This is a genomic window from Legionella shakespearei DSM 23087 (genome assembly GCF_000373765.1).
In the GTDB taxonomy this organism is placed as follows: domain Bacteria; phylum Pseudomonadota; class Gammaproteobacteria; order Legionellales; family Legionellaceae; genus Legionella; species Legionella shakespearei.
The window spans coordinates 1-25097 of the sequence record NZ_KB892426.1; the positions used below are offsets into that span (position 1 = coordinate 1).

Here is a 25097-nt window from a genome sequence, read left to right on the forward strand (position 1 = left end):
CCGGGCTACAGTGGTTTTGTGCTTCAGCAAAAGTTCCGCTCCCTCACGGTCGCGGCTCGGTATTCGTGCGTTTGCAGATACTTCATCGTGCAGCGGAAACCGAGCCGCGACCGTTAGGAAGCGGAACAGTTATACTGGCACGTACTTTCATGCTGACGTACTCAATACCTCCTCTGTGCTTTCCTCTTCATCGCTTATGTCATCAAGCTCTTCTGACGGAGGGGTTTCAGGTCTTTTAGGTGGCTTTTTATGGCTTATAAAGGGCGAATCAGAGAGTGAGACGGTTTCGATTTCTCGGGCTTGTTTTAAAGCCTCGGCTGCCCGCTCTTTAGAATCTTTAATAGAAGAAATCAGTCTGTCTCGCAGGGCTTCGTCCTTTTTTATCTGTGCTTCAAGATTGGGGATAGTTACTGTCTGCAGCGTTTTCAAGCTTTGAGAATTACGTCCCATGGCGTTTTGATTTTTTTCAATAGTCTGTAAATTACTTTTAAGTGCTGACTCATTAGATGAGGCTTTCACTGTATACACTATAGCCGCAATTCCCATACCCAGGGTCGTCAGAAGCAACAAGGCAGGTGGAATCGATACCAGTGAATAGAGCAAAGCCGGGGCAATGAAAAAGGGAATGGTGCCGCTTAAAGTAAGAATAAAAGGGATGGCAAATAAAAAGGTCAGTCCCGCCAATAACCAGGTTGGAGTACCTAAACTGTCTTTCCAGCCGCTGTTATGAGCCAATGCTGTTTTAAGCTCAACATTTTCTGCACGTAACTTTTGATTCGCTGTCGTCAACCCCGGATTACTGTTTTGCAATGACTGTAATCTCTTGTTGCATTCCTGCAATTTAACAATCTGGGCACTTATTGATTGTCTTTTCTTGTTAAGGCTGTCTTCGGAACTGGCTGCCTGCTGTTCACATTCGAAGTGTTTTTTCATGAATTTTAAAGTGGCTCTGAGGGCAATAGCTTCCTGAACAGTGACTGCGTCTTCTGTGTTTTCCAGATATTTGGGTAATTCGTCAAGAAAAAAAGGATAATTAATCTGCTCTGAATCCTGAATTAATTCAGCGCATTTTTTCTCAAGGGCATCGTATTGGGTTTCTATACTCTTGGCCAGCAAAACCCGATTCCTTTGAGACAAGGTATCTTCAACTCCCTCTCCTGAGTTCTGATAACCCACACCGGCCTGAGCCCGTCTTGAACGAACATGGCGCCGATCTTTTCGATCTTCGGTGCGGGTTTCTATTTCCTTAAGCTTGGTTTCAATAGAATTTCGTTCCACATAAAGCGAACGTATTTTATCCTGATAATCCATCAGAGAGGTTCTTGCCCGCTCAACGGCGCGTTCGTGTTCTTCGAGTTTTGATGCAGATGATTTTTTTACCCCAGCTTTGACGGGATGTTGTGTTACTTCAACATTGGGCCTTGAGGCAAGCAGACGAGCCAGTTTACGTTCCTGTAAGCGGCAATCGGCTTCATAAGTTTTTAGTTTGCCTGGGATATGATCTAATTCACGCTTTAACCGTTTTTTTGATTCATCTTCTTTAATTTCTTCTGTTTCATCACGCTCTTTTTGCTTTTTATCTTCAGCCATTTGATTCTTGTAAGCCTGCGCTTCCAGGGCAGTTTTCACCTTGGCTTTATTTTTTTCTTTAGCTTCAGTTAAAAGGGCGGTGATGCTTACGTGCACCTGAGGAATAGGCGCTTTACTGAGCAAGAGTGTTTTGAGCTCGGAAAAAGACAGGGCACTGGAAGAAAGGTATTTATTGATGTGTTCCGTCACCAGTTCAGGCAGGTTGTAGTTGGCCAAAAGCATAATCACTCCCGATTATTCATTTAAATCGATGTTAGAATACTTTGAGCTGTCAGGCAACAACCGGGCAATTATTATATTGAGAGGCTAATTCGACGACATCATCGCAGAGTTGATTTCTTTCTCTGGCAAAAAATCCTGCTTTGGCAGTAGCCAGGCCTTTACTCACAAGGGGCTGGGAATAACCTAAAGAGGGCAGGTAAAGTAAGGCACCAAGTAACAGCTCCATCAAACCACCAATAACATGTAAGAGCGGATGGTTAATGCGTAATTCACTGGCCAGATTTTGATAGTCTGTTATTGCATCTGGTTGGGGTTTATCTTCTAGCATGCGAGCGGTTCGGGATACCACTTCCAGCAACAGACGTTGTCCGCTGAATTGCTGTTGTTCCCTGATTTGAGCTATTAATCGCAGGCCTGTTGTTTTAATCTGCTCTTGCTCCCGTGGCAAAGTGGCAAACTGTTTTTCACATTGTTCCAGTCTGATAGGAAGTAGTTGCTCCACACGAGAATGAGGACAATTCATATCACGCCAGTAAATTAACCATGATGTTCTTTTATCGGCGAATAATACATCATATTGGGCATTAACCAGAGTGTCGACGGCATTCCAGATGATGTTGTGGTGAAAATTCATCCCGCGTCCTTTCACTGTTGCCGCTCCTGCGTGCAAGGCTCTTTCAAATTCAGCGTGTTGCATAGGCTGATCTAATTGAAACGATTTGAATAAATTATAATAAACAGAAGAGAGCATTCCGCGGTCTATTGCATCTTTACATGAAAAATTATAGCTGAGGTCAGGATTATCCTGGCTTAGTTTTTCTATAATAAAATCGGTTAGTTCGAATTTAATAAAATGCAGCCAGATAGCCTGCTTTTGTGCAGTGGATATTGTTTGATTTTCTTGTGCTCCCATGAGGTCAAAGCTGTTTTTCAGTAATGCTTTTATAATTGCTGATTCCTCTGCGGCATCAGTAAACAAGAGATTTTTTATCGCAGGGCTGATGTAAAAATCTGAAATACCACTGGGGTGCCTGTTTCCCTGGGCTACACGGAACAACTCCTCAAATACATCAGAGCACGATAATTGATCACCTGTTTGCTCGTAATGATGCGCGCCCATCAACGATTGGCTGGCCGGAAGAGTAATGACTGCAACTTTTAGTGTTGGGTCTTTTTCAAGCTCATGCAGCGCCAGACTCATTTGCTTTTCTTTAAAGCCTGGCAGATCAAAGAAATGCTCTCTATCCAAACCTAAATTGTTAAAATAAATATGGCAAAGGGATTGTTCCTGGGGATGATTTTGGGCATTGATTCTCAGCCAGTGTCTGAAAAGAGGACTGATACTCACTACATCCTGATGGCGCTGAGCCTGGGTACTGAAGCGGTATTCAACAGGAGCCGTTGCTTCTTTATAGGTGAAGTTCTTTAATGAAGGCAGATTGGTATCATGTTGGGGGTGAAATTCGGAAGAAAATAGTCCCCCTATACGGTTCCAGAGACTCTCTGCCTTTTCCGGCGACAGCTGATTTACAGTTTCTGCTCCGTCAGTCAGAGCCTGGGCAATCATCTTGTGTGCATCTGTATGTAGTGGCCGGGTTTGGGCAAGAATCCGATTAATCCATCCGGTATCTTCCAGGATATGGTTGTTATTATGATAAATGGCAAAAAGTAACTCATCGAGAAGGTGCAGGTGCTGCGGATCAACGGAGTCAATCTGTGCATCAAGGTAGTTGATAATGGATGAATAAAGCGTTCCGTAAGGGAATTGGGGATTGTATTCGTTGTCCAGATTGAATAAGGGTTCAAGTTGCGGAAGCAATGCCACAATGTCATTATTAACGAATGGTTTTAATTGCAGCAGGTAGGCATGGCAATTCTGATTGTGCACCATGTCGCTGGTTATTTTACTATTACATTCTTTCTGGAACATCGTAAAAACATCCTGATCTAATGTTGGTCAATATTTTAACAGGTATGACTCTAAAAAGTAAAGATCTTTGATATAACAAAAATTCCGCTTCCTGACGGTCGCGGCTCGGTTTCCGTGTGTTCGTATCAGCTATGTCCTATACCAGAAAACCGAGCCGCGACCGTCAGGAAGCGGAATTTTTGTTGTCTGTATTAGCGGAACGTAATACAGGACTGAAATGGTAATTTCCCGGATTACGCTTTGACAATACGGGTACTAATTTAAATGGAAATGGTGCTGTTAGCCCATTATAATGTCCCTTTTTATCTGCAGGAAAAGGATTTAACAATGGGTAAGCAATTTGATTTTAGTGCATGTCATCCTGAATGGAAGGCCATGCTGGAAACAGCTGTCGAGAAGATGGATAAGAGCTATATAGATAAATTACTCGCAGCTACTGACTGGCTTCCCGGGCTCGACACTGTCTTTGCAGCATTCAGCTTGCCGCTGTCTCAAACACAATACGTCCTTTTTGGCGAGTCTCCTTACCCACGTAGTCAATCAGCAAATGGCTATGCCTTTTGGGATAATGCTGTTGGTTCCCTTTGGAGTCCGCAGGGGTTTAGCAAACCAGTGAACAGGGCAACTTCATTACGCAACTGGCTTAAAATGTTATTAGTAGCCAGAGGCAGTTTAAATTCAGACACCTCACAGCAAGCCATAGCTCAAATAGATAACTCTGCTTTGGTGCAAACTGCCGAAGATTTTTTTGGTGGCATGATGAACAAAGGGATTTTACTGTTAAATGCCTGTCTGATTTATGAAGAAGGGAAAATTCCCTATCATGCCCGACATTGGAAGCCCTTTATGCAAAGCCTGCTGGAGCAGCTTGCAGAAATTAAGCCTGAAGTGCAATTGATTTTATTAGGCAAGATTGCTGAAGCAGTTCCTCAGGATAAATTACCAGTAGGGCTGGCAGTTGAGCATCCATATAATGTAAGCTTCATTACCAATCAAGCAGTTATTGAATTCTTTCAACCTTTGGATTTATTGTCATATGCCTAATATCGTATCAACTATAGATGAGCAGGAAGTTAATAAATTTGCCCAGCATGCGGCGCAGTGGTGGGATAAACAAGGACCTCTCAAAACCTTGCATGATATTAACGACGCACGTCTTGATTTCATCAGCAGCCAAGGTCCTTTGTCTGGGCTAAAGGTGCTGGATGTGGGTTGTGGCGGCGGGATCCTATGTGAAGCCATGGCGAAACGTGGTGCAGAGGTTACCGGAATAGATGCTGAAGGGAGTGCCATTCTGGTGGCTCGGGAGCATGCGCTAAGCAGTCATTTGCAAATAGAGTACGTGAATTCGCCCATTGAACAATACGAGCATTCAGGTTTTGACATCATAACCTGCATGGAAATGCTGGAACATGTGCACCATCCTGAATTGGTTTTAGAGCATTGCAGAAGATTGCTCAAACCAGGCGGATTTCTCTTTTTATCTACGATAAGCCGGACTATGAAAGCTTATGCCGGAGCTATTGTGCTCGCCGAGTATGTGCTTAATTTATTGCCCAGACAAACTCATGATTATGATAAATTTATAAAGCCCAGCGAGTTAGTTGCAATGGCACGTGCTTATGATTTCAATCTCGTTGATATGAGTGGTTTACATTACAACCCGGTGTTGAGAACCGCGTCTTTGAATAATGATGTCAGTGTGAATTATTTATTGGCTTTATCGTAGTCAGTCAACTTAAAAAAAGACTAAATTATTTGCGAATTGTCTAGGGTAAAGCTAAGGCTCGAAACTTAAAATGTGGCACGGACAGTCCCCTCGCCTAAATTGATTAACACTCGGAACTATGCAGGATCGCCTTCCCTCTCCGGGGGAAGGTGCCCGAGAGGGCGGATGGGGGGATCAAAAGGAGTCTTTTATCAATAGGTCATGTTGTTTGGATCTTTTGCATTTCATGAGTGTTTTTTTGATCCCCCCACCCGCCCTGTCGGGCACCCTCCCCCGGAGGTGGAGGGGCTACTAACTGGGCAATTTGCCAAGAATTAAGAAGGCATTGTGATGCGACAAAAACTCTGCTTTAAACCGCATCTTTCTTTTTATTATACCGTTCCTGATAACGTTGATGCGCGTATTTGGCTTGTTCTTCGTTAACCTCATCTACCTCATTACCATAAATATCTACCCGTGCAGCACCGGGCTTCTGGCAATTTAAATAGGCAGGCGAGGCACTGTAATAGCTCAAGCCTTCTCGCAACGATTTTTTACTGAAAGGAGGAGTATCAAGACGTTCGTAAAAATCAATAATATCATCAAATATTCCGATCTTAAGCGGCTTAACCTGATTTCCCTTTTTGAAAAAGGCATTGGGAAAATGCTCAATAAGCCAATCTATAATTTGCAGCTTATCTTTTTTAACCGGATTTATTTGTTGGGACATAGAGTTACTCAAATACATTAAATCAAATTGACAATAAACTAACATATATTGCGACATATTCAAATATCAATTTATCTCAGGGTGAGGTCACTGCCAGTAAGATGATGCAATAATCCGCCGTCCGGAGCGAAGTCGATCCGTAATAGCACAGTGCGTAGCCCGGTCTGCTTGCAGCCGGGATCGAAGTGGCACTGTGTTAATCCAAGTGCAGACCATGCCAAATCTGGAAGATCCTTCGCGCAAAAAGACGCGCTCAGGACGACGGAATTCAGCAGTCAGGGTGCTGGTGCAGTGAGCGTTACTGCCAGGGTATCAACAAATTGCTGCAGTTGTTCTCTTAACAAGGAAAGCAAGTACGGATTCGGATTAATGTTATGGTCACTTAATCTGGCCAACATATTCCAGGTTTTGTCAGGAGCATATTGTTTGCTTTTGTTATGAACATCAGGCTGCAATGATGCGATTAAGTCTTGCAGCGCATCTTTATTGGTACTATCTACATACTGAATCCATGACATAGACCATTGTCCCAATAAATTTAGAGCCATTTCACTTTCATACTTATCTTCCCCGTTGATGATGTCCACTAATTTTTTTGCTATTGGGATAGCATGCGTGTCATCCACTGGGCAATAGATTAACAAGTTTCCAAGATAAGGCTCTGGTTTTAGCTCTTGCCCAAGATTATTTTCCATCCAGTCAAAAAATTGAACAAAATCTGGATCGTCAAGCCTGGGCGTAAGGGGGACTAAAACTTCTTGTGCATGAAATGCGAGGTGATTTTCCTTCAGCAGATTACTTTGAATCAAAGTTATCAATCGGGAAGAAACGCCTCGTGTATTCAATCCAGACACGATAATGGTTAAAGCCTGTAATGCATCTGCTTTCATTCTGTCATCATCAAGTTCCAGAATATTCTGAATCCAGTCAAGAAAGCCATCAATTTGCTGGTCATTTAAGATCGGCATTAATGCCATTAATGTGTCTTTTGATCCATTCTTGAATAGGTACTCTGGATTCAGTAAATTATCCTGAATCAGGCTTAGAAGAGTAGGGGACAGGTGCACAGCCTTCAATCTCGGTGCAAGAGCTTCTAAAGCCTCTAATGCACTAATAGTTACACTACTATGGTCAAGTTCCAGATTACTACGAATTGTATCAGTAAGCTCTGCTGTAATAAATTCTCCATTCAATCTTGGTGCAAGAGCTGTTAAAGCCTGTTGTGCACTAGTGCGCACATTAAAATTGCTGTGTCTCAGAGAAGCTTGAACCTGCCCAAAAAAAGTAGCTGTTATGAGCTTTCCGTCGAGATGCGAGCCTATGGCGGCTAAAATTTGCAGTGCGTTGCGGACTTCATTATCCCCAAGATTGAGATTATCCTGAACCCAGGTAAGAAGAGTGGCAATGTGTTGTTCATTAAGTTTGGGTGCCAAAGCAGTTAAAGTTCTTTGTGCACTTAAACGCAGGCTGTCATTTTCATTATTCAGATGATCCTTAATTGAATCAATAAGAGAAAGGGGAATAGACTGTGCATCCAGCCTTGATGCAACAGCGGCCAGAGCTTCATGCGCGTTAATCTGTACCGCAGCATTCCAATGAGCAATATTAATCTGAATCCAAGTAAAAAATGTAGCGAGATGTGCATTAGGCAGTCTGATTGCAAGAGTGGTTAAAGCCTTTTGCACATCAATGTCTATATCCTCATAGGTCATTTTTTTTTGAATCCAGCCAAGAAAATTGGTGAGGTGTTCTTCCTGAAACCATGGTGTAATAATATCTAACGAATCGTGTATGTAATGGAAATCCTCATACCAGGATCCCCTATGCACTACAATTTCCTCATCCATCGTATCATCATCTTCATCATCTGACTCATACAGGCTTTCCAGTTCCTGTTGAATCCAGGTAAGAAGGAGAGTCAGATGTGAGCTTTCAAGTCTTGGTGCAATAAGTGCTAATGCCTTTGTTACGGCGTTGTACTGCTTGATGTATTCATTCTGGGGTTGGGATTCCAGTTTCTTTTGAATCAGAGCCAAAAGAAGAGGGAGATATCTGTCATCTATTTCTTTTGCCAGCTTGATTAAAGCCCGTCGTGCCTTACTGTTTCTGTTTATCAGATTGAAACTAATCCAGCTAATATGTGCAGTAAGTTCTGCTTCAGTCGAAATGGGCTTCGTCTGGACGGTTGCTGTTGCAGCATGGTGAAGCGGCAAATTGTTTTCATTCCGAGGGCTTTGAGCCTGAGAATGATCTGCCTGCAATCCATGCCCTGGTTTATTCATGAGGTATAGTCCCATTATTTGATGTCTTACACCCAGTCTGGCAAGAGCCCGACAGAATTCATTGTGTCTGCCAGCAAAAGGGAAAGGATATGCGCCGTGAGCCTGATCCCACGATTGGATTACCTTTTCCTGATAGCGCTTTGCTTCATTGTCTCTTTTCATAAAAAGAGAACGAATAACTGTTTCATTCTTTGCAGTAACTGAACCTGTTGTGACCATACGAAGCAGGGTCTCAGGGGGAAGTTTCAGGTAAATTTGAGTTAATACATCTTGAGGCAAAGAGAAAAAAGAGGTCATATTGAACAAATTCCATCACAATAAAAGGAGTACTGTAACAAAAAAAGGTTAACAAATTATTAGCTCATTTAAATCCAGAAAGGTCTTTATCCCATAAGTTCATCTTATTTAAAGAGAAGTCTAAGCAAAATATCTAAATACTGTACTATAATTATAAAAAACATTCATAATTTGCCCGGAGGAATCATGGGGTATGTTATAGCGATAAGTCAATCAAAGGGGGGTAGCACTAAGACTACTACAGCTATAAACCTATGCGGTGCCCTGATAGAAAAGGGATATAAAGCAATACTGGCAGATATGGATAAGGACAAACCAGACGCCGTTAACTGGGCTGGTCAGGGTGATAGTATCAAATTCGTCGTGGAAATGTTCGAAGAAAAGCCGCTGGATAAAATAGATCATTTAAGAAAAAACTATGATTTTATTATATTGGATACTCCTCCCAATTACATGCCGGCTGCCTTTAAGGCAATTATGTTAGCTGATTTCATCATTTTACCCTGTTCTACCAGCTTTTTGGATCAGAGTAATCTGACTGATGCTATATCCATACCCAAAATGGCGCAGAAACCTTTTAAAATACTGGGATGTAAAGTAAATAAAAGACAGAAACTATCCACTAAACTGATCTCTGAATTAATTAATTCAGGTCTTGCTTTTAAAACCGCTATTTCCAATAAGGCAGCAATTTTAGAGAGTCCATTTAAAGGGGAATGGGTAGGTAAATACGGTCGTGGTAGCTCAAGTCATAAAGAATTTTTGGCCTTGGCTGATGAAATAATAGGCATTGCCCATGGAGAAATAAATCATAGTGCAGGTATGCACGGAAAAAAGTCAGATGATATGGGGTCCTCCATAACCTCCCACCCAGTTAGTGAAAGGAGTTAATGATGCAGAATTTTTGCTTATCTGATGTCATTCTTGAGCGATTTCAAAATGCGGAAATTGAGTTAGGAAACTCTGAACACATAGTCAAACTTGACTGTGAAAAAATTGATACCTGGGTGTTTAGAGACAGGAAACCCTTTGAACTTGGAGACATAGATCAGCTGGCCATGAGTATCAATCATGGCGGGCAATGTCAGCCAATCATAGTGGTAAAGGCTTCAGAAGTGTTTAAGCCTAAAGACAATCCTAATGTTGATTACGTTGTGATAGCAGGTTACAGACGATGGATGGCTTGTAAAAAATACGATTTGAAAGTTCAGGCTATTGTGAGAAACATCACTTTTGAACAGGCAATTACTGTTTTAGTCTCTGAAAACGAAAAGGAAAATGTTTCTGATTACTCTAAGGGGATGTTTTATAATACCTTACTGAACACTGAAGAAATGTCGCCTGAGATCTTGAGTGAACGTTTGAATATAAATCTTTCTACTTTGAATATGTATCTGTCCTTTGCTCAGGTTCCAATTGAAATATGGAATGCTGTCGGTGATATTTCTCGAGTTTCAGCCCGAACTGCGGCGGTGATCAATCAGATTGCCAGTAAAGGAACAATGTATATAGAGGCCTTGATGGCGATTGCCAAGAAAATTTCTCATGGATATGGAGAAAAGCGCATTCGGGAATCGGTGAATAATATTATAGATAAGCAATTAAAACGTATTCATCAAGTCCTGGATCACAAACTGAAATTTAATGGCAAAACGATAATGTCTGTTCATCAAGGACGGATGAAGTTTGATGATTCATTGGTAAATCATAAAAAATATGGCGAATTGATTGAAAAGCTGGAGAAGGATATCACTGATTTTGCTAATTTTTATTTAAACGAAAGTAAACATTAAACACCTGATTAACTGCTATTTATTTGATTTTGAAAAATAAAGGAAGCTATCATGCTGATGAGGGAGCCTAAGGTGACGGGTGATAATTTGTCGTATGATTTTAACATAGTAACCAATCAGATTTCTAATTTGATTAATACTCATATTGAACAAAATTTTGATCGCTTAACGCGTATAGCGATGCGAATGTTTGATGTTCCTGTGATTGCTATTAGTCTCTTTGATGAAAAAAGGCAATTAGCAAAACCTGTAGTGTCCTTTGATTTATCGCAACTTAATGTATACATGCCTTTTTTTAATGAATTTAATACTGAAGAGCTTCTGGTTGTTGAAGATGCTACTAAAAATGAACAATTTAAAAATCATCCTTTGGTAACCCACGATCCCAAAATTCGTTTTTTTGTCAGTTGCCCTATTTTTGCCACTCTCGGTAAAAAAGTAGGTTCTTTAATATTACTGGATTATAAACCTCGTTCTTTTGGCTTAACTGATTTAAACAATTTAAACGATATCATTAAGTTGATAGAAACAGTGATAAGAGATTTTCGTTTATCCAAATCACAAAAACTCTTGTTACAGGAAATTTCCGCCGAGGATCGTAATAACTTCACCGATCAGCAAACCCGAGCCTGGAATTTTGATGGATTTAAGAAAATACTGCGGTATCAGATTATGGAAAGTGAAAAAGACAAAACAGGCTTTGCACTGGCTATGGTCGATATTGATAATTTACATGCGATTAATGAAAAATACGGTAAAGAAGTCGGGGATGAGCATTTAACCCTGACATCCAGCACCATATTAAAGTCCTGCCGTGATGCAGATACACTGGCGCGAGGCGATGATGAAGATTTTATTGTCATCATTAATGCCGACAACCCGGAGCACGTCAAAATTGTTGTGGACAGAATCAAAGACAACATTGCAAAAGCGGAAATTAAATTGCCCGATGGTTCTTCTCTGGGATTTAATGTAACTATAGGGGTTAGCTATTTTGCAGGGAAAAAGACAACTCCTGAAACGTTGCTGTCTAATACCAGAATCGCTTTGTTAAAGGGTAAACGCCAGGGTCGAAACAAGATTGTATTTCATGAGCCTCTGTAAACGACAAAAGAATAACGATTCAATTCTAATACGCATGTGATAAGCATATCTAATACGTATGTGGTAAGCATAGCATTCCCATCCCATCCCATCCCATCCCATCCCATCCCTCTCCCTGATCCACGTCGTCCTGAGCGCGTCTTTTTGCGCGAAGGATCTCCCGAAAACGGCATGGTGCCAGCATTGGGAGATCCTTCGCGCAAAAAGACGCGCTCAGGACGACGTGGATCGGAGAATGGCGAAGAAGATGTGTAGAAGAGTCAGAGCCGCCTTGCAGCCCCGGCTGCAAACAGATTTCGTAGTCCGTATCGGTCATGGCCGTAATACGGAAATTAGGTCAGTGCCACTTCGATCCCGGCTGCAAGCAGACCGGGCTACAAACCCAACGCGCCATTGTGATTGGGTTAAGCGCTACTCCGCCCCACGGGATCCAGCTGTAGCCTTGATGCAGCGATAGCGTAATCAAGGTTTTCCTATGGCCTTATAGCCTTTCCGTATGAAAACCTTGATTACGCTATCGCTGCATCAAGGCTACGCCTATTTTAAATAAACCCCTCTTGACTTAACGTGAATTATGAATAAGAAGCTTGTTCTATCCAGTCGTTACTTCGAAGCCTTGGCATGGTGCTAAAGTCTCCTCAGCATAAAGAATTTTCCATAACTTCCAATTTCTATAGGTATTTATTGCTCGATCTCGTGTAAGAAATTTCTCAATTCATTTAGAGAGAATAGCAATTATTTGATGATGTTTTAACCGATTAAAATATTAACTTATTGATTTTAAATAAAAAATATATCATTTCTATGAGTGCATATGAACGTTAATCTCTCAAAAAGAGCGATTTACGTCCTTGCGCTTAGCTGATCCGCTTGCTACATTTTAATCATGACTTGTAAGGATATAAGTCGTACAAAAGGATTTGAATCAGACGGATCTGATTTGTCAGGATGACAATAAGAACGCAAGTTCTTATACGGATGACTGCGAAAAGCCAGGGATTTCCCTGGCTTTTTTTATTTATGGTAAAAGGGAATTTCACCTCGATTCGTAGCCCGTATTAGGCGTTAGCCGTAATACGGGAATGAGTTCATTGCTACTTCGATCCCGTATTACGCTTCGCTAATACGGGCTACAAAAGCTTAACTTAATGGTAGTGGCTAGATCCCACCTAATCTATATTTATGCAACTAAATAACCTGAGTGAGATAAAAACTTCTTGTCAGGGAAGTAGGCAAATATAACTGAACCATTTTTAATGGTATTGATTACAGGTTTAGCCAAGGTTTGGGCAATAGCAGGGCAGCCCCAGGACAAACCAGCACGTCCCGCCTTCTTGATGAAGTCTGGTTCCATATACCAGGCACCATGGATCACAACGCGTCGGTTGTAGGCATTGTCATTATAGCCTCTATCCAGACCTTGCAGGTTTAAAGAATATCCTTTATGACCTATATAGGTGTCTTTAGTGATGTAAGTACCCAGGCTGGATTGCTTGCTTGATTCCCGGTTAGAAAAACTTTTTGCCATGTTGGAACCGGAGTTTTTACCATGTGCAACGTAGGTATTATATAAAAGCCGTTCGTTACGAACATCAAAGACCCACATGCGTTGCTTGTTTGATGGTAGAGAATAATCGATTACGGTTAATACAGGCTTTTTAACAGCACCTCTTTTGCTTGCATTGGTGTAAGCAGTTAAAGCCAGTTTCAAAACATTTTTGTTTAATTGGGGTGCCTTGTTGCTCAGGTGCTGCACCTGGGTGTTAATATCGGGTCCAGACTTGGCAAATGAAGGGACACTTGATGTGATATTACTCGTTAATAAAACGGTTGAAATAAGAGTTAATAAGGTATTCATACTGCTCCTTTCTTCTTGTTAAATCGCCGTTATTGGTCACTTAAAAAGATGGTGATTATATTAACAAATGTTGTAATTGTAAAATTATAAGATTCATCATTGTCCATCAGGGTGATTTATTAATCAATTCATAATCTTAGCTTTTCCTTAAGAAAATATTATGTTAAATATTTGATCCGATGGTTCTAAATTAGATCTATTTTGGTTGGGAAAAACAGATCTTTTTGCGAATAATTAACTCTTTTTGATATTAATTTGTACTAAAATTGGTGCTGCAAAAACCCTTTTCAGCTTCATTAGAACACTCATTCGACATATAATCTATCATAAAATTGAGCCAATGCATTTCATTTCTTTTGGTTCTACACTATGATCTTTCGTTACTAAATTTATATCGATTTCGGAGAATACTATGCTCGAAAAGCAGTCCATTAATGTACCTGAAGGTTTAAGAGCTGCTATTAATAAAGCTTATCGTGCTGATGAACTATCGCTCATCACCGAACTTTGTGATAAAGCAGCGCTTGAACCTAAACAAATGGCTGCTGTCAGAAACACAGCCATGAAGCTGGTTGAATCAGTACGGGTTGAGCGTAAAAAGAGCACCGGAATAGATTCTTTTTTGACTGAGTATGCTTTATCCAGTGATGAGGGTATTGCTCTGATGTGTCTGGCTGAGGCTTTATTACGGGTTCCGGATAATGCCACTATAGATAATCTGATTAAAGACAAACTGGCTGGCGGCGATTGGAAGTCACACCGTGGACAAAGCGAATCCTTTTTTGTCAATGCCACGACCTGGGCCTTGATGCTGACCGGTAAAGTATTAACCCCGGAAAAGGCTGAAAACACCTTAACCAAGGCATTAATGAAGCTGGTTAACCGCAGCAGTGAAGCGGTTGTCAGAACTGCTGTCGATAAAGCCATGCGCATCATGAGTAAACAATTTGTGATGGGACGTACCATCAACGAAGCGTTAACCCGCGCTAAAAAGAAAGAGAGCAAAGGATACCGTTATTCATATGATATGCTTGGAGAAGCTGCTCTGACCGAAGTTGATGCGAACCGCTATCTCGATGCTTACAAAAATGCTATTGAATCTATAGGCCAGCAGGCAGATAAAAATTCTGACGTGTACAAACGGGCAGGCATTTCAATCAAACTCTCGGCTTTGCATCCTCGTTATAACGAATCTCAATACGAGCGGGTGATGGAAGAATTACCCCCTAAATTATTAACTCTTGCGCGAATGGCTAAAGATTATGGCATTGCATTGACTGTGGATGCGGAAGAATCTGAACGTCTGGATTTATCTTTGGATGTTATTGAAAAAGTGTTTAATGACGACAGCCTGGATGGCTGGAATGGTTTTGGCCTGGCAGTTCAATCTTATCAGAAACGTGCCTTTTATGTCCTGGATTGGGTCGCAGCTCTTGCCCGTGGCAAACAGCGCCGCATGATGGTACGTTTGATTAAGGGCGCTTATTGGGATAGTGAAATTAAAAAAACGCAAATGCAGGGATTATCCGAGTATCCTGTATTTACCCGTAAAGTATTTACTGACGTTTCATTTCAGGCTTGTGCGAAAAAAATCCTGACCATGACGGATGCTATTTACCCGCAATTTGCTACCCATAATGCTTATTCTGTCGCTATGATCCTCAATATAGTAGGGGATTATCGTGATTTTGAATTCCAATGTCTGCATGGCATGGGAAATGAATTATACGAACAAGTTGTGCCTGTTGAACATTATGGCATAGCCTGCCGTATTTACGCGCCTGTAGGCAGTCACGAAGACTTGCTTCCTTATCTGGTGCGCCGGTTATTGGAAAATGGAGCTAACTCTTCTTTTGTGAACCGTATCGTTGATGATAATGCTCCTATCAGTGAGCTGATTGAAGATCCGGTACGTAAATCAAAGTCATTATTCAATAAAATGAATAAAAATATTCCTTTGCCTGACGCCATTTTTTTACCGCAAAGAAAGAATTCCAAAGGGTTTGATTTCAGTGATCGCCATGAAAGGGCTTTATTGCAGCAAGAGCTTGATAAGCTTGATTTGAAGCAATGGAAGGCAGGGCCTGTGATTGGCGGTCGCGCCTCTTCTGATGCGCAACATCCTGTAAGCTCACCACAAAACGCTGATCAAGTGGTCGGGGCAGTGCAAAATGCTACTTTGGCTGATGTCGAAAAAGCTCTTGCAATAGCAACGCAAACTTTTGCAACATGGAGTCAAACCCCTGTTGCCGAGCGTGCTGCCTGTTTGAAACGTTTTGCTGATTTATTACAGGCAAATATGGCTGAGTTTTTGGCTTTGGCCTGTCTTGAAGCGGGTAAAACCTGGAATGATGGTGTTGCAGAAGTACGTGAGGCGATTGATTTCTGCCGTTACTATGCTGAAATGGCACAAGAATTAATGGCTCAGCCCAAGTCTTTTAATGGATACACGGGTGAATTAAATGAATTAAGTTTGCACCCTCGTGGAATAGTACTGTGCATCAGTCCCTGGAATTTCCCACTGGCTATTTTTACAGGCCAGGTTGCTGCTGCTTTGGTTACGGGGAACTGCGTCATTGCCAAACCTGCTGAACAAACGCCCCTTATTGCGGCTTATGCCGTAAAATTGATGCATCAGGCCGGATTTCCTGGTGGTGCGGTTCAATTGTTGCCAGGTGATGGGGAAACTGTTGGGGCGGCGCTGGTATCTGATAAGAGAATTAAAGCGGTATTGTTTACCGGTTCAACTGCTACCGCGAATCTGATTAATCAGACTTTAGCGACGCGTGGTGGAGAAATTATTCCTTTAATCGCTGAAACGGGCGGTCAAAATGCCATGTTAGTCGATTCGTCTGCATTATTGGAACAGGTAGTTGTTGATGCGGTTGTGTCAGCTTTTGGCAGTGCCGGTCAGCGTTGTTCTGCTTTACGGGTGCTGTTTGTCCAGGAAGAGGTTTACCCTCGTACTGTAGCACTGCTTAAAGGAGCTATGGCTGAGTTGGTGATTGGTGATCCACGCTGGCTGGAAACAGATGTAGGCCCTGTGATTGATCAGGATGCCCTGTCTGTATTAGAAGAGCATGTTGCCCAGATGAAAAAGCGTTATGAAATCCTTTATCAATGCGCGCTTGGTGAAGAGACTGAGAAGGGCTGTTTCATGCCTCCTACAGCTATTGCCATTGATTCAATTAATGCTTTGGAAAAAGAAGTTTTTGGGCCGGTATTGCATGTTATTTCCTTTAAGAGAAAGGATCTGGACAAGGTCATTGATCAGATAAACCAGACCGGTTATGGTCTGACTTTGGGTATCCACAGCCGTATTAATGAAACGGTTGAGTACATCAGGCACCGAATTCACGCCGGTAATTGCTATGTGAACCGTAATATGATTGGCGCAGTAGTTGGCCTGCAACCTTTCGGCGGCGAAGGATTATCAGGCACAGGCCCCAAAGCAGGAGGCCCCCATTATCTGGTACGCTTATGCCATGAACGCACTTATACAGTAGACACCACAGCAGCCGGAGGCAACGCCAGTTTAATGTCCCTGCCAGAAGAGGGGTAGGCCGGATGTAGCCCGGTTGCTTGCAACCGGGATCGAAGTGGCAATAAGCTTCAAGATACCCCCACAACGCCCTAAAAGACCCGCTTAGGTCAAGGGGTTTCCGAGAGACCGTGCCAAAGCACAGAGAGCATAAATCTAAATTCCGGCACGGTGTGTAGCCCGTATTAGGCGCCAGCCGTAATACGGGAATAAGCTTATTGCCACTTCGATCCCGTATTACGGCTGGCGCCTAATACGGGCTACACTCGCTGTTAAATAAAAATAAGTCACCAATGACTTAGTATTATTCCATTTGTGCTAATATTGTAATAATGGAATCGCTTGAGAACATTTATGCCTATTACACAAGAGCTCCTGGAAAAGAGAATTAATGCCATTGAAAACAGTTGGGTTGGCGTTGAGGGTGGGCTTACTGATGAATCCATAGCAAGCGGTGATCATGTTAACATCATTCCCTTCTGGCAATTCAGAATAGCGATCAAACCTGAAAGAAACAATGCAATAAAAGCACTGAATGCCTTAAAAGAGCTGCAACAATTTAAACGGTCTCGTCATCCTGAATTTAAAGTATTTTTACCATCAGAAAGCTCTGATCTGAGTACTTGGGATTCTTCTTTAAAAGGAGGTGACAGAGACCAGCGTGGAAAAGAAATTTGTGTCTATATGGAGCATTTGGCTAGCGGTTATAATCCAGGATATTACAAAGGGAATTATCCTGATCCCGAATATTTAAAAGCTCTGATTCTTGATATGTGGAAGGCGTTGCAGGATGCTGGTGTAGAAATGGCTTATATTAGTCCCGGGGTTGGAGAGAAGGAGCTTGGTTGTGAATCGGGTATGATTACGCCCTTTTTCTATAGTGCATTTAAACCCTATAAAGGTCGACATGGAATCTTAAATCAAACTCAATACAATCCTTTAAACCTCACCGATCCTTTATCTGACGTCAGCATTTCCGGTGAGGATTTAAAAGCACATGGTATTCATCCACTGGGTGCCTTAAAGTCTGCGCAAAGGTTAGTATATCAAATCGATCATTACAACAGACAGCTAAAAGCAGCACAGATTCAGCTGTCAGATTTGGTAAACAGCAACAATACAGCAGACTCCGCCGAGTACACTCTCAATGCTCTTGCCAATTACAATCAATACACCAGTCAACAGGATGAACTGGATAAACTGATTTCGCAGGAAACAACTACACCAGCTATTCTGGCCAGCCGGTTGGAAGCTTATTGTGCTTTCGTAGGCAAAAACGCCATGCAATTAACATTGCCTGCTGAATCGTCACTGAACGAACCATCACTGCTCAGGCACATTAATATATTGAACAGTTTGGCAAGAGAAACCGATCCGGATAAAGACACCATCAGAACCCGATATTTTAATAGTCTACCTGAAACAGTTACTGCCGCTATAGAAAAGCAGGAACCTATAAAGGATGAGCAATTTTTCCAGGTAGTTGTGCAAGAGATACTCAAGGACGTCCGCCGCGGGTTTGAACAGGAAATGAAATCAAGCGTTGATGAAATGATGGGTGTTTGTCAACCAGTCATTAAACGAGAGCAACTGGAAGCTGCTTTTAAAAGGGATCCTTACCAATTCCAAAAGCTCTATCAAAGATTACAGGTTTTAGACTTTGAAAAGCAAACCATACTTGGTGAGTCCCAGCGATTTGATAGTTTGCCCAAACCAACAGAACATCCCTCATCTTATGATCGCATGAGTGATCAAACGAACAGTCTGGCGAATGCACGTAATATATTAAATGATTACACCAAAAATAATTCATTGTTCAGTCGACTGATTCATGGCCATTGGAACAGGCACCATGTTAAGGAAGTGCATGAAATCGTAAAAGACATTGATGCGAAGAACATCAAAAATATGGATGAACTTGTCATGCGCTTAAGTGCTATTCATCTGGAAAACCCAAAAGGCTCTCTGGCAAGAAGAATGGAGTTTATCGTATTGCCATATACTGAAAAATTAACACATGCCTTCAGGGCTGTCCATGAACCAGAGGAAAGTCTAACAGTACAAGCAGGCTAAATTGACATGAGCCATAACGCTCCTAATCATCATGCCGTTTAGAGAACAGCCAGGGCACTAATACAAATAAAATGAGTCCGCCTATTAAAAAGGATTCAAACAGGTATATATTACCAACCGGGATTTGCGATGGGGGAATAAACCCTACAATCATAGCCGCGATACAACACAATATTCCTGTACCTGATACCAGCCACATCACCAGGTTTCCACCAGGAATAGTATAGCCACGAGGGTGATCAGGGCTGCTGTATCGCAGTTTGATAGCGGCAGAAAACATTATAATATACACCAGTAATGCCATTTGTGCGCTTAAATCACTGAGCATCCAATACGCGGCGTTAATGGAATCAAGCAAGATGAATATAGTACTTAACACAGAAAAGATGAGGCCTTGCGTTATCAGGATGGTAACTGGAGCACCATGTTTATTAACACGGGCAAATTGGGCAGGTAATGAGCCATCGCGAGCAGAAACCAGTAAACCTTTTGTTGGGCCAATGATCCAGGCTGACACACCACTTAAACCACCCAGAATGATTAATACAGCAATAACCAGAGTCATCCATGGCATATGATAGGAACTAAAAAATACGGAATAAGCATCAATAAGGCCCGAAACTACGCTCAGATTATCATTGGGCACAACAATCACAATAGCCAAAGATCCTAAAGAAAGAGTAGAAATGATTAATATAGTGGAATACAGCAAAGCCCTTGGATAATCACGTTGCGGGTTTTTTACTTCTTCAGCATGGACTGCTGACATTTCCATACCGATTAAACCAAACAATATGGCAGAGAAAAGGGACAGGTTACCAAAAGAACTAAAATCAGGAAGCCATGACGAGGGGTAGTTAACTGCCACCGGACGTCCCTGGAACATCCATATGGCGCCAAGAACAATAATCACCAGCATGGGCAGGATTGTACCTATAGAGGCACCAATGATGCTGACTATGCTTGACAGTTTCATTCCGAAACAATTAAGCAGGGTAAATAACCAGAACAGGCCAAGGGCTGTGCCTAACAGATAGAATTTATTATTAGCCAGTTCAGGAGCTATTAAATAGGAGAGTGTCGCTGCTATAAAGGCGAGCATGGTGGGGTACCAGACTACATTGTATATCCATTGCAGCCAAATGGTGATAAAGCCTGCGCGGCGGCCAAATGCTTCACGGACCCAGACATAAATTCCACCGGTATTCGGGTAGGCAGTAGCTAGTTCAGCAGCAACAAGGGCTACTGGTATAAAAAAAGCCAGTGCGGCAACAATGTAATAAGAGATTAATGACAAACCAAGTTTTGCACTGATAGGCAAGGTACGTAAACTATCAACCGCGATAACGTTAATCATGACCAAAGAAAAGACGTTTAAAACCTTTTTTGACTGATGCATAATTAATCCTTAATGGGTGCAGTAATAAGGGCGGTTAATTAATAGGTAACCATTATAATGAGAATGTATATTAGCAAAGTAAAAATTGTCCACGCACCTGGATCCATTATAGATAGTCAACCGTTAAAATTATCATTTTTATATGAAAAAATCAATAATTTGAGATGATCTGTGCCGCAACAAAAATTCCGCTTCCTGACGGATCCACGTCGTCCTGAACGCGTCTTTTTGCGCGAAGGACGACGTGGATCCGTCACGAAGCGGAACAGTTATACGGGTACGTACTTTATTTCTTGCTCCGGACTTTCGCTCTGGAGCTTCTTGGGGTTATGTTGGTTATGTTAGGGTTCATTGATCCCGGCTGCAAGCAGACCGGGCTACGGCATTGTGCCAGTGCGGGGTTCTTCGTTTCGTTCAGGGTGAGGGGTAAGCCCGGTTGCTCGCAACCGGGACAGAGAATTACGCGCACAAATTACGTAAAACGTACTGGAGAATACCACCGTTTTTGTAGTATTCCAGTTCATCTGCGGTATCAATACGGCAGAGTGCCTGAATCTGCTCTTTCTGGCCATTAGCACGCTCAATAGTAACCGGTACCATAGCGCCAGGCTTCAGAGCATCAGAAATATCAATACTGACCCGTTCACTACCATCAAGACCTAAGGTTTTACGCGTCATATCATTACAGAATTGTAATGGCAGAACGCCCATACCAATCAGATTCGAACGGTGAATACGCTCAAAACTCTCTGTGATTACCGCTTTAACACCTAAAAGATTAGTACCTTTTGCTGCCCAGTCTCTGGATGAACCAGTACCATATTCTTTACCTGCAATAACCACCAGATCCTGATGTTCAGCCTGATACAGCATAGCCGCATCATAAATAGGCATAATCGCACCGGTAGGAACAAAACGAGTGATTCCGCCTTCCTGTCCGGGTGTCATTTCATTGCGAATACGAATGTTGGCAAAAGTTCCGCGCATCATCACTTCATGGTTTCCACGACGAGAACCATAAGAGTTGAAATCTTTCTCATCAACTCCCTTGGATTTTAAATACAATCCCGCAGGAGAACTTGCCTTGATAGAACCAGCCGGAGAAATATGATCGGTAGTAATCGAGTCACCAAACAATGCCAGAATATAAGCATTATGGATAGGTTTTATAGCTTCCGGTTTTGCTTTCAGGTCTTCAAAGAAAGGAGGGTGCTGAATATAAGTAGAATCAGCATCCCACTCATAAGTTTTACCCGTACCTGTTTTAATCGCTTGCCAATGAGCATCACCTAAAAATACTTCAGCATATTCCTTACGGAACATTCCGCCAGTAACCTTGGCTACTTCTGTCGCTACCTCCGCATTGGTTGGCCAAATGTCTTTAAGATAAACGTCATTACCATTACTGTCTTTTCCTAAGGGTTCTTTGCTCAAGTCAGAACAGGTCGTTCCGCTTAACGCATAAGCAACAACAAGAGGAGGTGACGCTAACCAGTTTGCCCTTACCTGTGGATGGACACGCCCTTCGAAATTACGGTTACCAGAAAGTACGGATGAAACCACCAGGTCATGTTCACTGATGGAATGGGAAATCACATCAGGTAAGGGGCCCGAGTTACCAATACACGTGGTGCAACCATAACCGACCAGGTTAAATCCTAATTGATCCAGATACGTCTGTAATCCTGCATGTTTCAGGTAATCAGTAACTACTTTGGAACCAGGAGCTAAAGAAGATTTAACCCATGGCTTACGCTGTAACCCTTTTTCAATCGCTTTCTTGGCTACCAGTCCTGCGGCCATTAACACGCTGGGGTTTGATGTATTGGTACAACTGGTTATTGCTGCAATAACCACGTTACCATGCTTCATTGAATAATTTTTATTCTTGACAGAAAATTCTTTATTTTTCTCAGTGCTTTTGCCGGTTTCTTGCAGGAACTTATCAAATTCAACAGGTAAAGAACTCAGATTCACCTTATCCTGGGGTCTTTTCGGGCCTGCCAAAGAAGGCTCTACAGTATCCAAATCCAATTGCAGAGTATCTGTAAAAACAGGATCTGCACTGTCTTTGTCATACCACATACCTTGCGCTTTCGCATAAGCTTCAACCAGAGCTATGGTGTGTTTGTCGCGGCCACTTAACTCCAGGTATTTGATTGTTTCTTTGTCTACAGGGAAGAAACCACAGGTAGCGCCGTATTCAGGAGCCATGTTGGAAATGGTTGCTCTGTCAGCAAGAGGCAAATCATTTAAACCAGGGCCATAAAACTCCACAAACTTGCCTACAACACCTTTCTTTCTCAGCATTTGAGTCACGGTGAGTACCAGGTCGGTTGCCGTAATCCCTTCCTTTAATTTACCGGTTAATTTAAAACCGATCACTTCAGGAATAAGCATGGAAACCGGTTGGCCTAACATAGCTGCTTCAGCTTCAATACCACCAACTCCCCAGCCTAAAATGCCCAGGCCATTAATCATGGTAGTGTGCGAATCAGTACCTACCAGGGTATCAGGGTAAGCATATAATTCACCATCACAGTCACTACTCCATACGGTTTTGCCCAGATATTCCAGATTTACCTGATGGCAGATTCCTGTACCTGGAGGAACGACCTGAAAGTTTGAAAATGCTTTTTGTCCCCAACGCAGGAATTCATAACGCTCGTTATTTCGTTCCATTTCAATTTCAGTATTGACTGCAAGTGAGTCACTGGTGCCGAATTTATCAACCATTACCGAGTGGTCGATAACCAGATCTACTGGTGACAGGGGTGAAATTTTATCAGGATTACCGCCCATTTTTACTATGGCATCACGCATGGCCGCCAAATCTACCACCGCAGGTACTCCGGTAAAATCCTGCATAAGAACTCGTGCTGGTCTGAACGCAATTTCATTTTGTGATGTTTTGGTTTCTAACCATTCTGCAATAGCCTTGATGTCTTTGGTAGTAACTGTATTATCGTCTTCAAAGCGCAGTAAATTTTCAAAAAGAACTTTCAGAGAGTAGGGAAGGCGATTTATACCTTTAAAATGTTTGTTTTCAGCTTCTTTCAAGCTGTAATAATGATAGGTTTTTCCATCAACATCCAATTTACATTTTGTTGATAGACTGTCACGGCCTACTTTCATAAAGAGCTCCCAAAATCAAAACCATTATCATAGCGTATATTTAATAATTTTTCATGGGATATTTATTAAGGCTCGCTTGAATATTTGAGGCAGCAATTTGTACTTGGTATGGATATTGCTAGTTAATAATTCGTATGACAAGGAGCGTTTACATGATTGATTTGAATAATATTATTCAGAATATGTCTGCAGGCACCGATGCGTCTGCGATTCAGGGAAAGGAAGTGGCAAATACTCTGCTTGATGGTCAGGATGAGCAAAATAATAGCGTTGAAGGGATTGATCCAGAGTCTTTTGTCTTATTAATGGCAAATATGTTGTCACATATTCCCGTTGAAAAAACTGCTGAAAATGAAGGGACAGTTTCTGTATCAGTTGATTCTGATGACAGGATCAATGAACGCCAAGATGAAGGCACTAAGGTTGCAGAAGATTCATCTATTATCGAAACTCTGCAGAATCCGGCACCTCCTATAAATAATAATGCAGCTTTGGTGTGGATTGATGCAGACAATTTTCAACCCCCTGAACTTGAAAACAAGAATCCATCTGACACTATGGAACGTCGCCCTCAGGTGAGTAATAATCCACTACAGCAAAACAAAGTACCTGCCGAGTTGCTGACTGTCAAAAATACATCACCGGATATGAATTTGACTAGAGGTACTAATCCTGGCTCCGAAATATCAGGCAATGGCGTTGAAGATGAGTTTTTTGGTGAGCAGGACATCGTTGAGGGATTAAGTACAGAATCAGGTAATGAACTTTATGAAAAACTGAAAAAATTAACCGTTGAAAATGCAGTTACCTTACCTAAAGACGAAAAGAAAGAAAATGAAAATAAGCCCAAGGCCGATGAAATGGCGGTACAAAATGCACAAAGCGCTAAAACGCTGCATCAGCAGGCAAGTTTACCTGTCCAGCAGGCCAGGCAAAACACCGAGCCACCTCTGGTCAAAACACTTGATATCCCTGTAGACATAGGTAATTCTCAGTGGGCCGACAAATTTTCAGAACACATAGTCTGGCTGGGGCATCAGGGCATTAAGAGTGCGTTGATTAGGATAAACCCGGAAGATCTTGGGCCTCTGGAAATCAGCATCAAAGTAGTAAAGGATTCTGCTTCAGTAAATATAGTCAGTCACAGCGGTCATGTACGTGATGTGGTTGACCAGGCATTGCATCGCTTACGCGAGATGATGGCAGAACAGGGTTTAAATCTTTCTGAAGCATATGTTGGTTTAGGGGATAATTCTCAAGGGTTTAGCCAACAGAATAATGAAAGGCAAGACGCATTATTTCAAAGCAGGGATGAAGAGATTCAATTGTCGCCATTAAGCAAAAAACCCCCTAAAGGATTAATCGATTTTTTTGCATAATTGTTGAAAAAGGAGTTTACAACAATGTCTCGGAATCTTTCTGATTTGTTCAGCCA

15 protein-coding genes are annotated in these 25097 nt (G+C 42.0%); 8 read left to right on the forward strand and 7 right to left on the reverse strand.

Features of this window, described 5'->3' with window-relative positions; genetic code table 11:
• Nucleotides 1-147: 147 nt before the first annotated feature.
• Together legC3 and B094_RS0112360 are read right to left on the reverse strand one after the other, a co-directional pair.
• Nucleotides 148-1812 carry a Dot/Icm T4SS effector LegC3/PpeA gene (gene legC3, locus B094_RS0112355; protein WP_018578122.1) on the reverse strand — a complete coding sequence of 555 codons (1665 nt, stop codon included), beginning with the start codon at nt 1810-1812 and terminating at the stop codon, nt 148-150.
• A gap of 49 nt (nt 1813-1861) precedes the next feature.
• On the reverse strand, nt 1862-3742 hold the full coding sequence (locus B094_RS0112360) for a hypothetical protein (RefSeq protein WP_018578123.1): 1881 nt from the start codon (nt 3740-3742) through the stop codon (nt 1862-1864).
• Nucleotides 3743-4069: 327 nt separating this feature from the next.
• Between B094_RS0112360 and B094_RS0112365 the strand changes: the two genes are divergently transcribed.
• Complete coding sequence (locus B094_RS0112365) at nt 4070-4786, forward strand: uracil-DNA glycosylase family protein (RefSeq protein ID WP_026254014.1); 717 nt, start codon at nt 4070-4072, stop codon at nt 4784-4786.
• Nucleotides 4779-5471 carry a bifunctional 2-polyprenyl-6-hydroxyphenol methylase/3-demethylubiquinol 3-O-methyltransferase UbiG gene (ubiG, locus tag B094_RS0112370; RefSeq protein ID WP_018578125.1) on the forward strand — a complete coding sequence of 231 codons (693 nt, stop codon included), beginning with the start codon at nt 4779-4781 and terminating at the stop codon, nt 5469-5471. The genes B094_RS0112365 and ubiG overlap by 8 nt, the downstream gene beginning before the upstream one ends.
• 349 nt (nt 5472-5820) lie before the next feature.
• Here ubiG and B094_RS0112375 read toward each other — a convergent pair whose 3' ends face one another.
• Both B094_RS0112375 and B094_RS0112380 read right to left on the reverse strand, forming a co-directional pair.
• Nucleotides 5821-6180: a ProQ/FINO family protein gene (locus B094_RS0112375; protein ID WP_026254015.1), complete on the reverse strand. Its 360-nt coding sequence runs from the start codon at nt 6178-6180 to the stop codon at nt 5821-5823.
• A 275-nt stretch (nt 6181-6455) separates the two neighbouring features.
• On the reverse strand, nt 6456-8759 hold the full coding sequence (locus B094_RS0112380) for a hypothetical protein (protein WP_018578127.1): 2304 nt from the start codon (nt 8757-8759) through the stop codon (nt 6456-6458).
• A gap of 186 nt (nt 8760-8945) precedes the next feature.
• Here B094_RS0112380 and B094_RS0112385 point away from each other — a divergent pair, with 186 nt between their 5' ends.
• From B094_RS0112385 to B094_RS0112395, 3 genes are read left to right on the forward strand one after another with little or no spacing between them, the layout of a single operon-like run.
• A complete protein-coding gene (locus B094_RS0112385) occupies nt 8946-9650 on the forward strand; it encodes a ParA family protein (RefSeq protein WP_018578128.1) in 705 nt (234 codons plus the stop codon).
• Nucleotides 9650-10552: a ParB/RepB/Spo0J family partition protein gene (locus tag B094_RS0112390; RefSeq protein WP_081621101.1), complete on the forward strand. Its 903-nt coding sequence runs from the start codon at nt 9650-9652 to the stop codon at nt 10550-10552. Before B094_RS0112385 ends, B094_RS0112390 begins: the two co-directional genes overlap by 1 nt.
• 51 nt (nt 10553-10603) lie before the next feature.
• Nucleotides 10604-11656 (forward strand): sensor domain-containing diguanylate cyclase, encoded by a 1053-nt coding sequence (locus B094_RS0112395; protein ID WP_018578130.1) that lies wholly within the window; start codon nt 10604-10606, stop codon nt 11654-11656.
• Nucleotides 11657-12836: 1180 nt separating this feature from the next.
• Here the strand turns inward: B094_RS0112395 and B094_RS0112405 are convergent.
• A complete protein-coding gene (locus tag B094_RS0112405; protein ID WP_018578132.1) occupies nt 12837-13514 on the reverse strand; it encodes a murein L,D-transpeptidase catalytic domain family protein in 678 nt (225 codons plus the stop codon).
• A 412-nt stretch (nt 13515-13926) separates the two neighbouring features.
• On the opposite strand from B094_RS0112405, the gene putA reads away from it, so the two are divergent.
• Both putA and B094_RS0112415 read left to right on the forward strand, forming a co-directional pair.
• The gene (gene putA, locus B094_RS0112410; RefSeq protein ID WP_018578133.1) at nt 13927-17076 is read left to right on the forward strand and encodes a bifunctional proline dehydrogenase/L-glutamate gamma-semialdehyde dehydrogenase PutA; all 3150 of its coding nucleotides are present in this window, start codon (nt 13927-13929) and stop codon (nt 17074-17076) included.
• A gap of 333 nt (nt 17077-17409) precedes the next feature.
• A complete protein-coding gene (locus B094_RS0112415) occupies nt 17410-19128 on the forward strand; it encodes a DUF5617 domain-containing protein (RefSeq protein ID WP_018578134.1) in 1719 nt (572 codons plus the stop codon).
• Nucleotides 19129-19150: 22 nt separating this feature from the next.
• Here B094_RS0112415 and B094_RS0112420 read toward each other — a convergent pair whose 3' ends face one another.
• Nucleotides 19151-20527 (reverse strand): APC family permease, encoded by a 1377-nt coding sequence (locus B094_RS0112420; RefSeq protein ID WP_018578135.1) that lies wholly within the window; start codon nt 20525-20527, stop codon nt 19151-19153.
• Nucleotides 20528-20986: 459 nt separating this feature from the next.
• The gene (gene acnA, locus B094_RS0112425; protein WP_018578136.1) at nt 20987-23662 is read right to left on the reverse strand and encodes an aconitate hydratase AcnA; all 2676 of its coding nucleotides are present in this window, start codon (nt 23660-23662) and stop codon (nt 20987-20989) included.
• A 152-nt stretch (nt 23663-23814) separates the two neighbouring features.
• On the opposite strand from acnA, the gene B094_RS16575 reads away from it, so the two are divergent.
• Nucleotides 23815-25041, forward strand: coding sequence for a flagellar hook-length control protein FliK (locus B094_RS16575; protein WP_018578137.1), 1227 nt, complete (start codon nt 23815-23817; stop codon nt 25039-25041).
• The last annotated feature ends 56 nt before the right edge of the window (nt 25042-25097 follow it).